Below are 16,289 nucleotides of genomic sequence, written 5' to 3'. Positions count from 1 at the left end.
GTTAGCCCTGGCCGTCGCTGCTGGCCGGCGCGCTGACGCTGGCCGACGCATCTTCGGTCTCACTCGCGCCTTCGATGGCCACGAGGTAGTCGATCACGCGCAGCAGGTTCGGGTAGCTGCCCGCCATGGTGGCGTCCGTGCGGTACTTACCGTTCACGTACACCGAGGGCACGCTCTGCAGGCGGTAGCGCTGGGCCATGGTGGCGCTCTTCTTCAGCTTCGCATCCACCGGGAAGGACGCCATGGCCTTCTCGAAAGCGGCCTTATCGACGCCTTGATCGGTGAAGAACGCGGTGAGGGCCTTCTCCGTCATCAGGCGGTTCTTGCGCACGTGGAACTCGCGGAAGAACTCCCCGTGCACATCTTCCAGCACGCCGAGCGCCTCGGCGGCGTAGTAGGCCTGGGCGTGCAGCTGGGCGACGCGGTTGAAGCTCGCCGGCACGCGCACGAAGTTCACGTTGGCAGGCTTTTTCTCCAGCCAGTTCTCCACGTGCGGCTCGAAGCTGAAGCAATGCGGGCAGCTGTACATAAAGAACTCGGTGACCTCGACGGTGCCTGCGGGGCTGGAGGTCGGCTGCGCCTGGGGCAGGCGCTCGAAGTGCACGCCCTCCTGGAACAGGGCCTGGGCGAGCCGGGTGGGTGCTTCGTCAGCACAGGCGGCGCCGGTGAAGGCGGTAAGGGCGGCCAGGGTGAGGCCGGCGAGGAACTTCATATTCTTTCTCCCTGAATGATGGGCGATCGCTTGTCGCCCTGGGTCGTCGCTAGCTCTGACGGCCATGGCTGGCGGAAGTTCGGCGGCCCCCATTTGCTCGGGGCCGCCGCGCCAAGCCGGTACGAGGGTCAGTGAAGGCCCTGCAGGTAGCCGGCCAGGGCATCGATCTCGGCGTCCGTCAGGCGCTGGGCGATGGCGCCCATGATCGGGTGCTCGCGCTCGCCGGAGCGATAGTTCTTCAGCGCGCTGGCCGTGTAAGCGGCGTGCTGGCCGCCGACCGCGGGCATCAGGGCGCCGGGGTTGCCGCGGCCGTTCGGGCCATGGCAGCCCATGCAGGCCGTGAGGCCAGTGGTGGCGTTGCCGCCGCGGTAGAGCTTCTCACCCTTCTCCACGGTGCCTTCGACGGCGCCGGGCACCTTCAGCGGCTGGCTGGAGAAGTACGCGGCCAGGTCCTTGATGTCCTCATCCGACAGATTGACTGCCTGGGAGGACATGAGCACGTTCTTGCGCTGACCGGAGCGGAACCACTCGAGCTGCGTAATGATGTACGCGGCGTGCTGGCCGGCGAGGGCGGGCCATTCGGGGTTCAGGCTGTTGCCGTCGGCGCCGTGGCAGGCAGCACAGGTGGCAGATTTTGCCTTACCGGCGTCTGCCGAACCGGCGGCGTGGGCTCCGCCCATCAGCAGGGCAGAGGCGGTGACCAGGGCGAGAGCCCAGTGCTTTGCTGCAATATGCATACTCTTTAATGCTCCGTTCCGATATCGTTGCGGTGCGCCACGGGGCGCGAATTGTACAGGAAAGGGGGCGCCCATGAACGCGACCGGGAGCCCATCCCTGCCACTCGCAAACTTTCTTACGAGCGCGGCCGACGTTCGGGGATTTCCCCACGATTCTGGTCGTGAAGTCGTATTCGCGGGACGCTCCAATTGCGGCAAGTCGACCGCGATCAACGCCATCACCAACCGCCGAGGCCTGGCCCGCACCAGCAAGACGCCAGGGCGCACCCAGCTCATCAATTTCTTCGACCTCCAGGACCTCGGCCGCCTGGCAGACCTGCCGGGCTACGGCTTCGCCCAGGTGCCGCCGAAGGTGAAGGCGCAGTGGGCCCAGCTGATGGAGGCCTACTTCGCCGAGCGTCGCTCCCTCGTCGGCATGATGTTGATCATGGACGCCCGTCGCCCGCTCGGCCCCTTCGATCGGCAGATGCTGGCCTTCGCGCAAGCGCACGAGCCCGAGATACACGTGCTTCTCTCCAAGGCTGACAAGCTCAATCGCAACGAATCCACCCGCACCCTGGCGGCCGTACGGCGCGAATTGGGTGACGGCGTGGGGGTGCAACTGTTCTCAGGTCTGCGCCGGGTGGGCGTCGACGAAGCGCGTCAGGTCACCCGTCGGTGGCTGGAGGGGGATTCGGCCGCCGCACCTGATTCGATTCGGGCGGGAGAGTCGACTTGACCTGGGGCCTGAACTTTGGGAAAAAAACCCCGGTGGCCGCAGGGGAATTACAGCCACCGGGGTCAGCGGTGTCGCGCCTGGCCGGGGAAAGCCAGGCCGCGGAGCCCGTCTAGGGAGAACAACGGGCAAGCGCACTAACAACGCTCACAGGTATAGATGCGGCGAGGCACCGAAGAGTTCCACCCGCAGCACAAAATTTATCAGTGGGCCTCTTCCCAGTTCTGCCCGCTACCCGCCTCGACTTTCAGCGGTACCGCCAACTCGGCGGCGCCGCTCATTCTTTCCTTGAGGCCCTCGCTCACAGCGCTCACCGCGTCTTCGGTGACTTCCACTACCAGTTCGTCGTGAACCTGCATGATCAGGCGCGCGTCGTTGGCGAACTCGTCGCTCAACCAGCTTTCCACGGCGATCATGGCCCGCTTGATGATGTCTGCGGCCGTGCCCTGCATGGGCGCGTTGATGGCGCTGCGCTCGGCGTACTGACGGCGCTGATAGTTACGCGAATTGATCTCCGGTAGATACAGGCGTCGGCCGAACACGGTCTCCACGTAGCCGTCCTCGCGGGCCTGTGCTCTCGTCTCGTCCATGAACGTGCGCACGCCCGGATAGCGCTCGAAGTAGCGATCGACGTACTCGCGGGCGGCGGACTGGGCGATGCCGAGCTGGCGGGCCAGGCCGAAGGGCGACATGCCGTAGATGAGACCGAAGTTGATCGCCTTCGCCGAACGGCGCTGATCGCCAGTCACCTCGTCCACGGTGAGCGCACCGAAAACCTCGGCGGCCGTGGCCTGGTGGATGTCGCGGTCCTCGGCGAAGGCGCGCACAAGGCTCTCGTCGGCGGACAAATGGGCCATGATGCGCAGCTCGATCTGACTGTAGTCCGCGGAGATCAGCTGCCAGCCGGGCGCGGGCACGAACGCGCGCCGCACGCGCCGCCCCTCTCGCCGCCGGATGGGGATGTTCTGCATGTTCGGGTCGGCCGAGGAGAGGCGCCCCGTGGCGGCCACGGCCTGGTGGTAGGTGGTGTGGACACGCCCGTCCTTGGCCGAGGCGACCCGCGGCAGGCTATCGATGTAGGTGGACTTGAGCTTGGCCAGCGCCCGGTGCTCGAGGATCAGGCGCGGCAGGGCGAAGTCCTGCGATAGCTCCTCCAGCACATCCTCCGCCGTGGAGGGTTGGCCGCTCGGCGTCTTGCGGCTCACGGGCAGGCCCAGCTTGCCGAAGAGGATCTCCTGCAGTTGCTTGGGAGAACCGAGGTTGAAGGTCTCGCCGGCTTCCTCGAAGGCCTGGGCCTCCAAGGTCTTCAGCTGGGCGCCGATCTCCTTGCCCTGCTGGGCCAGCTGCTCCGCGTCCACCAGCACGCCTCGCGCTTCCATGCGTCGGAGCACGTCCGCCAAGGGCAGTTCGAGTTCGCGATAGAGGGTGGCCAGGGCGGGCGTCGCCTCGAGCTGCGCGCTGAGCGTGTCGTGCAGGGCCGGCATGGCGCCCGTGCGCGGCGCGATCCACTCGGCGGCGCGTTCGATCTCGAGCTCGTCGAAGCCGAGTTGCTTCGCCCCCTTGCCGGCGATCGACACGTAGTCGTCCAGGGCCAGGCCACCGTACTTGAGGCCCAGCTCATCGAGCGTGTGGCGCCCGGTGGTGCTGTTCACCACGTAGGAGGCAAGCATGAGGTCGCTATCGATCGCGCTAGGTGTGACGTCCCAGTGGGCGAGCACATGGCCCAAGCGCTTCACATCGTGGGTGACGAGGGAGGGTGCGCTCCCCTCGAGGAGCGGGCGTAAGGCTGCTACCACGCCGTCAGCGGCGAGTTGCTCGGGGACGCCGGGGTAGCGATGCCCAGTCGGCACGTAGGCCACCTGAGCACCTCCTTCCCAGGCGATGGAGAAGCCGACCAGCTCCTCGGCGCTCTGGTGCTCGGGGCGCAGCGTGTGCACGTCGATGGCGACGCGGTTTTGCCCGCTGAGTGCGTCGAGCAGGCCTTGGAGTGCGGCGTCGTCCTGGATCAGCTGGAGGGTGCGTTCGCTGGGGGCGTCACCCTCGGCCGCAGCGGGTTGCGTGTGCGCCGCGCCTGGTGCGTCGTGGGGCAGTGCTCGCAGCAGCGTGCCGAACTCGAGTTCCGTGTAGAGCGAGCGCAGGGCGCTCACATCGGCGGTCTCGCGGGCTAGGGTGGTGGCGCTGACCTCCAGCTCGACGTCGCAGCGGATCGTCGCCAGCTGACGGGATAGATAGGCATCCTCGCGGTGCTCGAGGAGCTTCTCGCCGATGCGTTTCGCGCCGCGCACCTTGGCCTCGGCGAGGTTCTCGATGTTGGCGTAGATGCCGTCGAGGTCGCCGAAGGTGCCGAGGAGGCCGGCGGCGGACTTCTGGCCTACGCCGGGCACGCCGGGGATGTTGTCCGAGGTGTCGCCGACGAGGGCGAGGTAGTCGACGATCTGCTTTGGTTGCACGCCGAACTTCGCCACCACCCCGTCGCGGTCGAGCTGGGTGTCGAACATGGTGTTCACCAACCGGACCTCGTCGTTGACCAGTTGGGCCATGTCTTTGTCGATGGTGGACACCACGGTCTTCCAGCCGGCAGCCCGCGCCTGGGTGCACAGGGTGCCGATGACGTCGTCCGCTTCCACCCCCTGCACCTGCACGATCGGTAGCCCCAGGGCCTTGACGGTGGCGTGCAGGGGTTCGATCTGCACTTTCAGGTCGTCGGGCATGGAGGGGCGCTGGGCCTTGTACTCCGCGTAGAGCTCGTCGCGGAAGGTCTTGCCGCGCGCGTCGAACAGCACGGCGATGTGGGTGGGTTCGGTCTCCTGCAGGAACTTATTGAGCATGTTGACCACGCCGTAGACGGCCCCGGTGGGGCGGCCATCGGCGCTGGTCAGGGGCGGCAGGGCATGGAAGGCGCGGTAGAGGTAGGAGGACCCGTCGATGAGGTAGAGGGTGCCGGTCTTGTTGTCTTTCTTCGCTGCCATGGGCTCTGAGCCTAACCTCCGCTGGCGGCATCCACGCTGCCGGGGGTGCCCGGCGCGAGGTGTTCACCGCGCATTAATCCTTCGAGCGACTCGCGCTCACGCACCAGATGCACATCCGCCCCGTCGATCAGCACCTCGGCGGCCAGGGGGCGGGCGTTGTAGTGCGAACTCATGCTCGCGCCGTAGGCGCCGGCCTCGCCGACGGCGAGCAGCATCTTCGGGGCCAGCGGCAGGCTGCGGTCGCGGCCGATGAAGTCGGCGCTCTCGCAGACCGGGCCCACCACGTCGCAGCGCGTGAGCTCGCTGTGGGCGGTCTTCTCCTCAACGGGCACGATGGGGACCTCGGCGCCGTACAGGGCGGGCCGAAGAAACTCGTTCATGCCGGCGTCCGTGAGGGCGAAGGTCCGTTCGCCGTTGCGCTTCACGTAGTGCACGCGGGTCAGCAGCACCCCGGCCTCGGCGACGATGGAGCGCCCCGGCTCGATCACGATCTCGCGCGGTCGACGGCCCCGATTGACCGTCTCCACCAAACACTTCACATAGGCATCGACGCCCGGGCTGCGTTGATCGTCGTCGCCGTCCAGGCCGAGGCCGCCGCCCAGATCGAGGTGGTCGATGATGATGTCGTGCTTCGTCTCGAGTTCGTCGGCGAGCGCCACCAGGGCCGACGCCGCGCTCGCGAACGCGTCGAGCTGGCGGATCTGCGAGCCGATGTGGCAGGCGATACCGCTTATCTGCAGGGAGGTGAGGTCGCCAGCGCGCCGGTAGAGGGCGGGCGCCTCGCCGATCGGGATGCCGAACTTGTGGTCGCTGAGCCCGGTGGCGATGTAGGGGTGCGTATCGACGCTGATATTGGGGTTCACGCGCAGCGCCACGCGCGCTTGCACGCCGGCCTGCTCCGCGAGTTCAGCGAGCGTGTCTAGCTCCGCCGCGGACTCCACGTTGAAGCACCTGATGCCGCGGGCGAGGGCCGTGGCGAGGTCGTCCGGTGTCTTGCAGACGCCGGAGTAGACCACCCGCGAAGGGTCTGCACCCGCGGCGAGCACGCGCGCCAGCTCGCCGATCGAGACGATATCGAAGCCAGCGCCGGCGTCCGCCAGCTGCTGCAGCAGGGCGATGTTGCCGTTCGCCTTCACCGCGTAGCAGATCAGGTGGGGGTGGTCGGCGAAGGCGCGGTCGTAGGCGGCCCAGGCGTCGAGCACCATGCGCTTGGAGTAGACCCAGCACGGGGTGCCGTAGTGATCGGCGATCGTCGCGAGGCTCACCCGCTCACAGTGCAGGGTGCCGTCGCGCGAGACAAAGGCGTCGTCGACCAGGGACGCCATCAGCTGCCGGCCTCCTCGTCACGCTCCTCGTCCTCCGCCGGCGTCGCCGGCTGCTCCGCCGGATCGGGCGTGCCGGGCAGATACAGGGCGCCACGCTGGCCACAGGCGCTGACCGCCACCGCGAGCAAGAGGACGAGGCCCAGGCGGGGCAGCAGGAGGCCCATCACGCCCCGCCGCTGCCGAGGATGGCCATGGTGAGGCGGCTGGTGCACACCAGGCGCTCCCGTTCGTCGACGATGTCGATCTGCCACACGTGGGTGCTGCGCCCGAGGTGATGGGGTGTGGTCCGCCCGGTCAGCAGGCCCTCGCGCACGCCGCGCACGTGGTTGGCGTTGATGTCGAGTCCGACGCAAGGCGTCTCGGGGCCCACGACGAGGCTCGCCGCGGTGCTGCCCAAGCTCTCCGCCAGCGCCACCGACGCACCGCCATGGAGCAGGCCGAAGGGCTGGCGCGTGCGTGGGTCCACGGGCATGGTGGCCCACAGGGCGTCATCGCTCACGGCGGTGAACGTGATGCCGAGGTGGGCGAGGAGCGTATCCTGCGACATCCCATTCAACTGCTCTAGGCTCGGGGCAGACTTCCAGATCATTCAGTGTGCTCGTGGCGGAAACCTTAGCCTGCGAAGCATACACAACCGCTGCCGGCGGTGGCTGAGGGGACAAACGATCGGGGGAACGTTTGTCGGCGTCGGCGGCTATACTTCGCACGCGAGTGAACACCCGGGGAGCGGGCCTTGTTAGAGCGGATCGAGTTGGAGTACCGAGGCGGTGGTGATGCGCCGCGCAGTTCGAACGACGGGGCCGGTGCACCGGTGGCGGGCAGCGTCATCTGGATGCACGGCCTGGGCGCAGACGGTCATGACTTCGAGCCGATCGTGCCGGAGCTGGACCTGCCCCAGGGCCTATTGGTGCGCTTCGTCTTCCCCCACGCACCCCAGCGCGCCGTGACCATCAACAACGGCTTCGTCATGCGCGCCTGGTACGACATCTACGCCCTTGATCGCCTCACCCAGCAGGACGAGGACGGCATCCGCGAGAGCGCGGCGGCAATCGATGCCCTCATCGACGCGGAGATCGAACGCGGCGTGCCAGCCTCGAAGATCGTGCTCGCCGGCTTCTCCCAGGGAGGCGTGCTGGCCTACTACACGGGCCTGCGCCGCACCCAGCCCCTGGCCGGGGTGGTGGCCCTCTCCTGCTATCTGCCCTTCGCGGGCGGTTTGGCCTCGGCCCTGCCGGACGGTGGCCCTGACGCCCCACCGGTGTTCGCCGCCCACGGCACCCAGGACCCGACGATACCCGTAGCCCTCGGCGAGGCGGCCCGGGATGTACTCATCGACCGCGGCTACACGGTCACCTGGAAGCGCTACGCGATGGGCCACTCCGTGTGTCTGGAGGAGGCGCGCGCCGTCGGCAGTTTCATCGCCGAAGCGATCGGCGCCGGCTGAGGCCGACGCCGGCCCGCCAGGGTCAGCGCGCCGCCTCGCTCGACGGCGCGTGCCGTTCGAACCACGCCAGGATGTTGTCCACCTTGGCGATAAGCTGCGAAGGCCGGCGGGCGATGCCGTGGGAGGCCCCCGGGATGCGCACCATCGCCGTGTCCACGCCGCGTAACTTCAGCGCCTGATAATACTGTTCGCTCTCGGAGATCGGCGTGCGGTAGTCCTGCTCACCGGTGAGCAGCATGGTCGGCGTCTTCACGTTGCCCACCAGCGAGAGCGGCGAACGTACCCAATAGCTGTCCGGATCTTCCCAGGGCATGGAGGCGAACCAGTAGCGGGTGAAGTAGGGGTATCCGTCTGCCGTGAGGGAAAAGCTGAGCCAGTTGATTACGGGCTTGGCCACCACGGCGGCGCGGAAGCGATCGGTCTTGCCCACGATCCACGCCGTCAGCACGCCGCCGCCCGAGCCACCGGTCACGTAGAGCTGATCTTCATCGATCATGCCGCGGGCGACGACGGCGTCTACGCCGGACATCAGGTCGTCGTAGTCCTCACCCGGGTACGCGTGGTGGATCTCCTGGGCGAAGGCCTGGCCGTAGCTCGTGCTGCCGCGGGGATTGGTGTAGAGCACGAAGTGACCGGCGGCTGCGTAGAGCTGTACTTCCGCGGAAAATACCGGTCCGTAGGCGGAGTGAGGGCCGCCGTGGATCTCGAGGATGAGGGGGTAGGTCTTGCCCTTCTCGTAGTGCGGTGGGTAGACCAGCCAGCCCTCGATCTCCAGCTCATCGGCGCTCGACTTCCAGGTCAGGCGCTCCACCCGGCCGAGGGCGCGATGGCCGAGAAGATCCTCGTTGAGCATGGTCATGCGCTGCTCGCGCTCGCCGCGGCGTACGTAGATGTCCGCCGGGCGCAGGGCGCCGCTCCCGCTGGTGTAGGCGATGGTGCCGCCCGCGACGGAGAAGCCGCCGCTGGTGTAGGGGCGGCCGAGGGTGGTGCCGCCGAGATCTTCGGCGACCACCCGCCGGTCTTTTCCGTCCGGGCGAATCGCCGCCACGTGGGTGCGGCCGTGATCGTCGAACTGGAACCACAGGTTGCCGTCGTCGCCCCATTGGATGTTGCCGACGGAGCGGTCGAAGTCGTCCGTCAAGGGGCGCGGATCGCTACCGTCCGCATTCATTAGGTACAGGCGGGTCTGCTGGCTGCTGAGGCGCTTGTCGTCGAAGCCGAGGTAGGCGATCTGGCGACCGTCCGGCGAGGGGCGTGGGCTCGTGTCCGGGCCGTCGCGATCGGAGGTGAGCTGGGTGAGGGCGCCGCCCTTCAGGCTCAAGCGCCAGATCTCGCTCTCCTGCGGATCCTGCTCCCAGTCGGCGCTGCGATCGGCGGAGAACAGTACGGCGCTGCCGTCCGGGGTGAAGACGGGCGCGCCGTGGTTGAAGTCACCGTCGGTGAGCTGGTGCGGGGTGCCACCGTCCGCCGGCACCACGAACACGTGGGTGAAGCTCGGCTGCAGCATGCCGGCGCCGTCGGCGCGGTAGTAGGTGTGATCGATGTACTTGGCGGCGGGTGCCCACTCGGCGCCCTTGGGGGCTGGCGGCGGCGCGGCCAGGGGCTTGGTGGAGGCGTCCACGTCCATGGCGAAGGCGAGGTGGCGGCCGTCCGGCGACCAGGTGAGGCCCTGCGGCCCGCGCTTCAGGGTGGCGACGTTGGCGGTCTCGCCGCTGTCGAGCCAGCGCACGCGGATCACGGGCCCGGCGTCGCTGCCGGCGAGGTAGGCCAGGCGCTCACCGTCCGGTGACCAGCGCGGCGATGCCACGCTGCCCTCGTCCGTGATCAGGGGGCGGTGGGCGCCGGACTCCACGTCGATCACCCACAGGCTGCCGACGGTGCGATCGCGCATCACGTCGTTGGCGCGGCGAACGTAGATCACCTTGTCGCCGAAGGGCGAGACCTGGGGGTCTGCGGCGTACTCGAGGTCGAACACGTCCATGCGATCGAAGACCGGTGGGCCCTCGTGATGTGCGGCGCAGGCGAGGCTGCTGCTGAGGACGAGCGTGGCGGCAGCGAAGGCGTGCCATCCGGCGTGGATGTTGCGGGTCATGGCGAACTCTCCCTGGGCGAGGAGCGACGCGCGCCGATCCCAGGGAGCCCAATGACGCCGGGATCAGTTCTCGATGGAGTAGAGCACGTCGACGGAATTTTGCGCGCCGGTCTGCGTCTCTACGGCCCAGCGCCGCGAGAGATCGTACCTCAGGAGCCACGTGTTCAGGGTCTCGAACAGGCCGAGGCCGTAGCGCACGTACAGCCGTGGCGACAGATACTTGCCCACCACCAGCTGAGCGTTCTCCCCGCCCTGTTCCTGCTCCACGCCGAAGTCGTCGAGGCCGATGCGGCGCCCGACCCGGCGCGCCAGCAGGTCGGCGCCGGCGAGTCCCCCCTGGCGGGCCGCGCTCGCGAGGAGCTCCGAGTCACCGCCGCCCTGCAGTTCGCTCACGGGCTTGCCGACGACCAGGTAGGAGAGGGCATCGGCCTGAGGTAGCGCTGGGGTGGAGGAGACGGTGATCACCTGGTCGCGCAGGGTGCCGCGCACGTCCACCCGCACGGTGACGTCGTCGACGCTGCGACTGGCCTGCACGTCGAGCCCCGGATTGGTGAGCGGCGAGCGGATGAACACCACCCGGCCCCGGTTGACCTCCAGGGTCTGGCCGAAGACGGAGAAGCGGGCGTCGGCGACGCTGAGTTCGCCGTTGCCGGTGGTGACTTCCCCCGGTCGCTCACGCACGGCGAGTTCGCCGCGCAGAAAACCCGTGAAGCCGCCCCCGCGATAGCTCACATCCTCACCTAGGGCGAGCGTAAGGTCCGCACTGGTGCGCCAGCCATCGTCGGTCTCGGCGGCCGCTTGGCCGACGATGACCTCATCGTTCGATGTCCGCACGGCGTTCGAAAGATCGATGGGCCGTAGGCGCGCTTCGGGCACCAGCACGGAGCCGTCGAGTTCGATCGTCTGTGCCGCCGAATCGACGCGGGCGCGCAGCGATGGGGTGATGAAGGCGCGTACCTGGGGCGTGTCCATCAACAGCACCCGTTCGCCGTCGAGGGAGAACGCTCCGCGCCACGCGGTATCGTCCCGTTCGAAGGTCGCTTGCGTTTGCAAGACGCCCTCGCCGGTGCCCGCGCGAGCGCGGACGCTCAGGGTGTTGTCCTCGGCGCGCAGCGTGAGCTCTCCGTCTTGCACATGCAGCCCGGCCTGGGCGATATCGGCCTCCACCTCGCGCACCTCGACGCTGCCAAGCAGGCGAGGCGCATTGAGTGCGCCGTTGGCCGAAAGATCCACTGTGGCCCGACCGCTGAGGTCGGTCACCCCGGGGATGGCGTCGGCCAGGCGCTCGGGGATCTCCAGGGCACCGCGAACGGACGCTTCCACCTCGTGGGCCGACGGCTCGAACCCTGACCCCAGGAGAGCGCGTGGCAAGCGAGCCTGCGCGTCGACGCGTCCCGCGTCGGTGAGATCGGCCGTGGCGCTTGCGATGAGGCTCTCCTCCACCGTGTCGATCTCCACCGAGAGTTGATCCCAGCGCAGGGCCCGTTCGCCGACTTCCTCCTGGTCGATCGGGCTCAAGGTGAGTTCGCCGGGTGACAAGCGCACGCCCCCAGCCACCGTGGGCAACGCGTCCTGCGCCGTGCGCTGAGCGCGAAGGTCTCCCGCCAGGCTGGCGTCGATGCGGATAGGTAGCGCCAGGAGGCTGGTCCAGGGCTGCAGGGCCACCGACTCCAAGGTCAGCTGAGCGTCCAGGACCTCGCCCTCGGCCTTGCCGTTGACGCAGAGGCGATCGGAATGGGGAGGCGCCGCGACGCACAGGGGCGAGAGCGACTGTTCCTGCGTCGAGATGAGCAAACGCGGCGGTTCGGCGGTGGGTGATTGGTCGCCGCCTGCGGCCAAGCGCCATTCTCGATCGAGGGCGTTCAGGGAGAACTCCCGCAGGGTACCGACCCAGCGCCGGCCGTCGATGTCCGCCTCGGCGCTGACCGCCGTGCGTAGCGTGCCCTCAGGGTTGACGATCGAAAGCGTTAGCTCGTGTTGGTCGAGGCTGCCTTCGGCCCCTGCTGTGACCCGTGCCAGGGACGTGCCGGCAAGCTGGAGGCGTTGCGCGCTCACGTCGACGGAGAGCGCGTCGCGACCTTGGACATCGATGTCCGCGCTTGCGCTATCTAGAGCGATGTTGCCGTCGAGGGCCAGCGCTTGGGCACTCACCGATGCCACGACCACCGGGTTGTCGAGGTCGCCTTGCAGCGTCGCCTGTCCCGACAGACTCCCTGAGCCGTAGGGCATCACTTCCTCGAGGTCCGGGACTTCCAAGGCCGCCTCGAGCGTCGCGGCGCTGGGCAGCCAGCCCGTGCTCGGCAGTAGCGTCAGGGCACCGTCGACATCGAGGGTTGCCTCGCCGCTGCGGCCGGTCAGTCCGTCGATCGTCAAGCGCCCCTCGTCGTTGAAGCTGCCCTTGCCCTGCAGGACGACCGGTTGCTCGCGCAGCTCGCCCTGCACGATGAACTCGCGAAGTTCGATGTTGGGTAGCGCTGCGCCGTCTTGCAGGGCGGCGACCAGCGCGATATCGCCCTCCAGCCGACCGTTCCACTGGGGGGCGACCCACGCCGGATCCAGACCGTCGATGCGCACGCTGGCGTCTACGGAGGGCTCGGCGGTGGCGGTGCCCTTCACCGAGATCCGCCCGGAGGGCGCTTCGGGGTTACCTAGGGAAACAGCTAACTCCTCCACCCCTAGGGTAGCGGGCGCGGTGCCAGCCGTGCGGACGGTGACTAACCCTTCCACCATGGCGGTGCGTCGATCGGGCGCGATGACATCGAACGCCTCGAGCCCGATGGTGAGCCTGGGCTGGGCGCTCAAGGTCTGATCCTCCAGGGCGGCCGCCAGCGTTCCCGTGAGCGTGATCGGCGGCAGCTTCTCATGTAAGAGCGCCAGGTCGATCGCCTCGGGTAGCGTAAGGCGTGCATCACCCGCCATGGTCGAGGGGTTCTTAAGGCCACGCACGCGACCCTCGAGCACGGCGGCCAACGGGGCGGCGCTGGTCAGCGATAGTGTGGGCTGGCCCGCCAGGGCGCCCTGCAGGCCCGCGGTGATCTCGAGCGCCGGCAAGCCCGCGGTTTCTCCGGCCAGCGTCAGGAGGGCTTCGCTGGCTTGGCCGGAGTCGCTCGGCCACAAGGCCTTGCCCCGTGCTTCGAAGCTGGCGATGGCGCCGTCACCCTCGGGAGCGCGTACCTGCGCGGCAAAGCGCAAGCCTTCGACCGACGCGCCTTCCGGGCGCCAAGCCCCGGCGGCGCGAAGGGCGGTGATCGTCGCGGCCCAACCGCTAGCGGTGCTTACCTCCACCAGGTCGACATCGACGTCATCGACCAGCACGGACATGGGCAGCTGGGGCGCGCCCAGGGGGATCGGGCCGCTCTGAGCAGGTGGTTTGCTTGCCTGCGTCGGGGTCTGTTCCACCACCACTTCCGCGGCGGCGATGCGCTCGATGCGAAGAGACCGTGGTGGGAGCAGTAATCCCCAGGGCGAGAACTCGACCTCGCCATCGCGGACCTCCACCGCGAAGCCATCGCCGACCACGCGTAGGCGCGACAGCTGCAGGTCGCCCGCGAGTCGCCCGCTCAAGCCTTCCACCGTTACCCCGCTCGGCAACGCTCCGGGTAGACCTAAGCGATTCACGGCCCAAGTGCCGAGGGGCGTGACCAGCGCGAGGGTGCTCGCGAGGGCGACGACCACCAACATGGCGATGGTGCCCAGGGCGACCCAGCGAAGCGTTCGCTTCACAGTTCTGGCCCGAAGGTGAAGTGGATACGCCAACCGTCGTCACCGTCGGTGATCGGCTGGGCGAGATCGAAGCGCACCATGCCGATCGGTGAGAGCCAGCGCAGCCCGAACCCAGCGGCCACCTCGAGGTCGATAGCGTCGTCGAAGGCATTGCCTGCATCGACGAAGACGCCGACGCCCCACGGGCCCACGATGCGTTGCTCGTATTCGGCGCTGGCCACCACCAGGTAGCGACCGCCCACCACCTGATCTTCCCCGTCCCGCGGGCCGAGCTGGTTCAGAGCGAAGCCGCGGACGCTGCGGTCCCCGCCAGCGAAGAACCGCTCGGAGGCGGGCAGCTGGTCGAAGTCATCGGCGACGATCGCGCCCAACTCGCCACGCAGTAGTAACCGGTTTCGTTCGCCTACAGGGTGAATAAGGCGCAGGTCGCTGCGTAGCTGCAGGAAACTCGTGTCGGACAGCGCTTCGTCCAGTCCGCCGTGGAGGTCTACCTCCAGATAGGTGCCGCGCCTGGGGTAGGTGACGTTGTCGCTCTTCGCGCGCACGAGGGTGTAGCCGGGCACCAGCAGCTGCGCGGTGCTTTCCTCATCGCCGGTGATGTTGCGCTCGGCGCGGTAGCGCAGGTAGCGGATCCGTTGCCAGGGGCCGTCGCGGCGTGTCTCGCGCACGCCGAGTTCGACGCGCCGGCTGTCCGTGTCGCCGAGTTCCTGGTTGGCGAGGCCCAGCTGATAGCTGCGCTCATCGCTGGCCGGGCGCTTCAGGGGCACGATGTACTCCGACCCGAGCTCCTGTTGGGGCACGGACAGCTCGAGGTTGGCGCGCAAGCGGTGACCTCGGCTGTTCAAGCGACGGCTCTCGAAGCCCGCGCCGATCCTCGGCCCTGTGTCCGTGCCGTAGCCACCCCGCAGGTTCCACGCGCGCCGGGGGCCCGGCGTGGCGGTGAGGCGGATGGGCACGACATCGCCCTCGGGCGCCAGGGGCTCGAGCATCACGGTGGCGAAGTAGCCCGAGTCGAACAGGCGATACTCGAAGTCGAGCAGCGTTTGCGTGGAGTAGGGCTCTCCCGCCTCGAAGGTGGCGTAGCGACGCAGGAGCGACTCGCGGATCACGTCCTGCTCGATCTGCAGCTCTCCGAAGCGGTAGGCGATACCCGTATCGAACACGAGATGAACATCGGCCTTAGCCCGCACCGGATCCACTTCGAGGCGGGCGGTGGTGAAGGTGGCGTCGCGGTAGCCGAGCTCATGGGCGATCTCCAGCAGCTGGCCCTTGCTTTGCTCGTAGGTGGGGTGGGACAGACGATCGCCCGTGCGCAGGGGAAGCGCGGCCACGTTACCGATGAGTCGGGGATCCTCGGCACCCTCCCCGTGCAACTGCAAGTCGACGGTTCGCAGGCGTACGGCGCGGCCGAGGGTGATTTCGTAACGCGCGCGCCAAGGCGAGGGCTCTGCGTCGGCAGCCTCTGACGGCGGGGCGAGTGTGCTGCTGATCTTGGGTTCGTAGTAGCCGAAGGGGCGTAGGGCCTCGGCGATCTGCTGGGGCGCTCGCCCGTGCAAGGTGCGGATGTTGAGCGCGTTCAGTTGCCGATCGTCATCGTCGGCTCGGGCGAGGCTCAGGTAGGCGCGTACGTTCTTCTCTTCCTCGCCCTCGACGCCCGAGAGGCTCACGGACACCGTGTCCGCATCGGCACCGGTCGCGATGAAGATCACGAGCAGGACGGCCTTGGCGGCGGCCCTGAGCCGCCCGCCGGGGTGACCTACCCGATCCATCAGGCCTTTGGGTCCAGCGCGAAGCGCTCATCGACCCGCTCGCCCACCTGACCGCCTGGGCCGAAGCTCTGCTCCACGAAATGAGCGTCACCGCCGGCGCTGGCGAGGATCACCGTCGTGGCCCGCGTGCCATAGCCCTGGGTCTCGATGAAGGGCGAGGACAGGGCGCGCTCGCGGTCGAGGGGCAGGCCGGTGGCGGGCAAGGCGTCGTCAGGGGCGGCGTGGCGGTCGCTCATGATGGTGAGGAGGGCGTCGATCAGCCTTTGGTCATCGCCCGCGGCGGAAGGTTCATCCACCAGGCGCTGAACGGCCTGACGGATGCGCTCGGCCTTGGGCCAGGGGGTATCGAGGCGATGGTTGCTCAGTACGTAGACACCAGCGGGCAGGTCCTGGTGCAGCTCCCCTTCGACGTTGTTCAGGTAGGCCAGGCGCGGCGAGGGCGAGAAGGTGCCCGCGAGCAGGTTGTAGTGGGCGTAGTGCTCGCCGTCATCGCGCAGCGTGGCGAGCGTGCTCAGCCCATCCTCGGCGCGCAGCACGGAGGTGATGAGGTGACCGCGCGACCGGGCACCTGCGCGGCGGGCGTTTGGCTCACGTACGTTGGTCACCGTGGCGAAGGCGCCGTCCCGACGTATGCCCAGCCAGGTGCCCCCGGCCAGCAGATCGCGCCCCCCGAACATCGCCCGCTCGCCGGCCTGCCACCAGGCGGCCGCCTGCGTGGGCCGCTCGTAGAACTCGTCCCGGTTACCGACGAACACCAGGTCGTGGCGCGGGTGGCAGCGCCAGGCGATCGCGAGTAGGCACAT

At 68.3% G+C, this 16,289-nt stretch carries 12 protein-coding genes; 2 read left to right on the top strand and 10 right to left on the bottom strand.

What is annotated here, in order from left to right:
* Nucleotide 1: 1 nt before the first annotated feature.
* Nucleotides 2–712, bottom strand: coding sequence for a thiol:disulfide interchange protein DsbA/DsbL (locus AAF184_13760; GenBank protein ID MEO0423400.1), 711 nt, complete (start codon nucleotides 710–712; stop codon nucleotides 2–4).
* Nucleotides 713–840: 128 nt separating this feature from the next.
* Entirely contained in the window at nucleotides 841–1,449 is a 609-nt protein-coding gene (locus tag AAF184_13755; protein MEO0423399.1) for a c-type cytochrome, read from the bottom strand.
* Between the two features lie 73 nt (nucleotides 1,450–1,522).
* Between AAF184_13755 and yihA the strand changes: the two genes are divergently transcribed.
* Nucleotides 1,523–2,167 carry a ribosome biogenesis GTP-binding protein YihA/YsxC gene (gene yihA, locus AAF184_13750; protein ID MEO0423398.1) on the top strand — a complete coding sequence of 215 codons (645 nt, stop codon included), beginning with the start codon at nucleotides 1,523–1,525 and terminating at the stop codon, nucleotides 2,165–2,167.
* A 200-nt stretch (nucleotides 2,168–2,367) separates the two neighbouring features.
* On the opposite strand, the gene polA is transcribed toward yihA, so the two are convergent.
* The 4 genes from polA to AAF184_13730 are packed head-to-tail and all read right to left on the bottom strand — an operon-like array spanning nucleotide 2,368 to nucleotide 7,047.
* Nucleotides 2,368–5,133, bottom strand: coding sequence for a DNA polymerase I (gene polA / locus AAF184_13745; GenBank protein ID MEO0423397.1), 2,766 nt, complete (start codon nucleotides 5,131–5,133; stop codon nucleotides 2,368–2,370).
* Nucleotides 5,134–5,144: 11 nt separating this feature from the next.
* A complete protein-coding gene (gene lysA / locus AAF184_13740; GenBank protein ID MEO0423396.1) occupies nucleotides 5,145–6,458 on the bottom strand; it encodes a diaminopimelate decarboxylase in 1,314 nt (437 codons plus the stop codon).
* Nucleotides 6,458–6,622: a lipoprotein gene (locus AAF184_13735; protein ID MEO0423395.1), complete on the bottom strand. Its 165-nt coding sequence runs from the start codon at nucleotides 6,620–6,622 to the stop codon at nucleotides 6,458–6,460. The genes lysA and AAF184_13735 overlap by 1 nt, the downstream gene beginning before the upstream one ends.
* The gene (locus AAF184_13730) at nucleotides 6,622–7,047 is read right to left on the bottom strand and encodes a hotdog fold thioesterase (GenBank protein MEO0423394.1); all 426 of its coding nucleotides are present in this window, start codon (nucleotides 7,045–7,047) and stop codon (nucleotides 6,622–6,624) included. The genes AAF184_13735 and AAF184_13730 overlap by 1 nt, the downstream gene beginning before the upstream one ends.
* Nucleotides 7,048–7,269: 222 nt before the next feature.
* On the opposite strand from AAF184_13730, the gene AAF184_13725 reads away from it, so the two are divergent.
* Nucleotides 7,270–7,902 carry a carboxylesterase gene (locus AAF184_13725; GenBank protein ID MEO0423393.1) on the top strand — a complete coding sequence of 211 codons (633 nt, stop codon included), beginning with the start codon at nucleotides 7,270–7,272 and terminating at the stop codon, nucleotides 7,900–7,902.
* A 22-nt stretch (nucleotides 7,903–7,924) separates the two neighbouring features.
* Here AAF184_13725 and AAF184_13720 read toward each other — a convergent pair whose 3' ends face one another.
* The 4 genes from AAF184_13720 to AAF184_13705 form a co-directional block, all read right to left on the bottom strand.
* Nucleotides 7,925–9,994, bottom strand: coding sequence for a S9 family peptidase (locus AAF184_13720; GenBank protein MEO0423392.1), 2,070 nt, complete (start codon nucleotides 9,992–9,994; stop codon nucleotides 7,925–7,927).
* A gap of 63 nt (nucleotides 9,995–10,057) precedes the next feature.
* Entirely contained in the window at nucleotides 10,058–13,717 is a 3,660-nt protein-coding gene (locus tag AAF184_13715; protein ID MEO0423391.1) for a translocation/assembly module TamB domain-containing protein, read from the bottom strand.
* Nucleotides 13,714–15,486: an autotransporter assembly complex family protein gene (locus tag AAF184_13710; protein ID MEO0423390.1), complete on the bottom strand. Its 1,773-nt coding sequence runs from the start codon at nucleotides 15,484–15,486 to the stop codon at nucleotides 13,714–13,716. The genes AAF184_13715 and AAF184_13710 overlap by 4 nt, the downstream gene beginning before the upstream one ends.
* The gene (locus AAF184_13705; GenBank protein ID MEO0423389.1) at nucleotides 15,486–16,289 is read right to left on the bottom strand and encodes an NRDE family protein; all 804 of its coding nucleotides are present in this window, start codon (nucleotides 16,287–16,289) and stop codon (nucleotides 15,486–15,488) included. Before AAF184_13705 ends, AAF184_13710 begins: the two co-directional genes overlap by 1 nt.

Source organism: Pseudomonadota bacterium (assembly GCA_039815145.1).
GTDB lineage: Bacteria > Pseudomonadota > Gammaproteobacteria > Steroidobacterales > JBCBZW01 > JBCBZW01.
Note: the sequence above shows the minus strand (reverse complement) of the source record. Positions and strands in the feature narration are given on the sequence as shown.

Coding starts and splice junctions, on each gene's coding strand:
- AAF184_13755 (MEO0423399.1), bottom strand. CDS start 1,449: ATGCATATTGCAGCAAAGCACTGGGCTCTCGCCCTGGTCACCGCCTCT.
- AAF184_13720 (MEO0423392.1), bottom strand. CDS start 9,994: ATGACCCGCAACATCCACGCCGGATGGCACGCCTTCGCTGCCGCCACG.
- AAF184_13705 (MEO0423389.1), bottom strand. CDS start 16,289: ATGTGCCTACTCGCGATCGCCTGGCGCTGCCACCCGCGCCACGACCTG.
- AAF184_13735 (MEO0423395.1), bottom strand. CDS start 6,622: ATGGGCCTCCTGCTGCCCCGCCTGGGCCTCGTCCTCTTGCTCGCGGTG.
- AAF184_13760 (MEO0423400.1), bottom strand. CDS start 712: ATGAAGTTCCTCGCCGGCCTCACCCTGGCCGCCCTTACCGCCTTCACC.
- lysA (MEO0423396.1), bottom strand. CDS start 6,458: ATGGCGTCCCTGGTCGACGACGCCTTTGTCTCGCGCGACGGCACCCTG.
- polA (MEO0423397.1), bottom strand. CDS start 5,133: ATGGCAGCGAAGAAAGACAACAAGACCGGCACCCTCTACCTCATCGAC.
- AAF184_13730 (MEO0423394.1), bottom strand. CDS start 7,047: ATGATCTGGAAGTCTGCCCCGAGCCTAGAGCAGTTGAATGGGATGTCG.
- AAF184_13710 (MEO0423390.1), bottom strand. CDS start 15,486: ATGGATCGGGTAGGTCACCCCGGCGGGCGGCTCAGGGCCGCCGCCAAG.
- yihA (MEO0423398.1), top strand. CDS start 1,523: ATGAACGCGACCGGGAGCCCATCCCTGCCACTCGCAAACTTTCTTACG.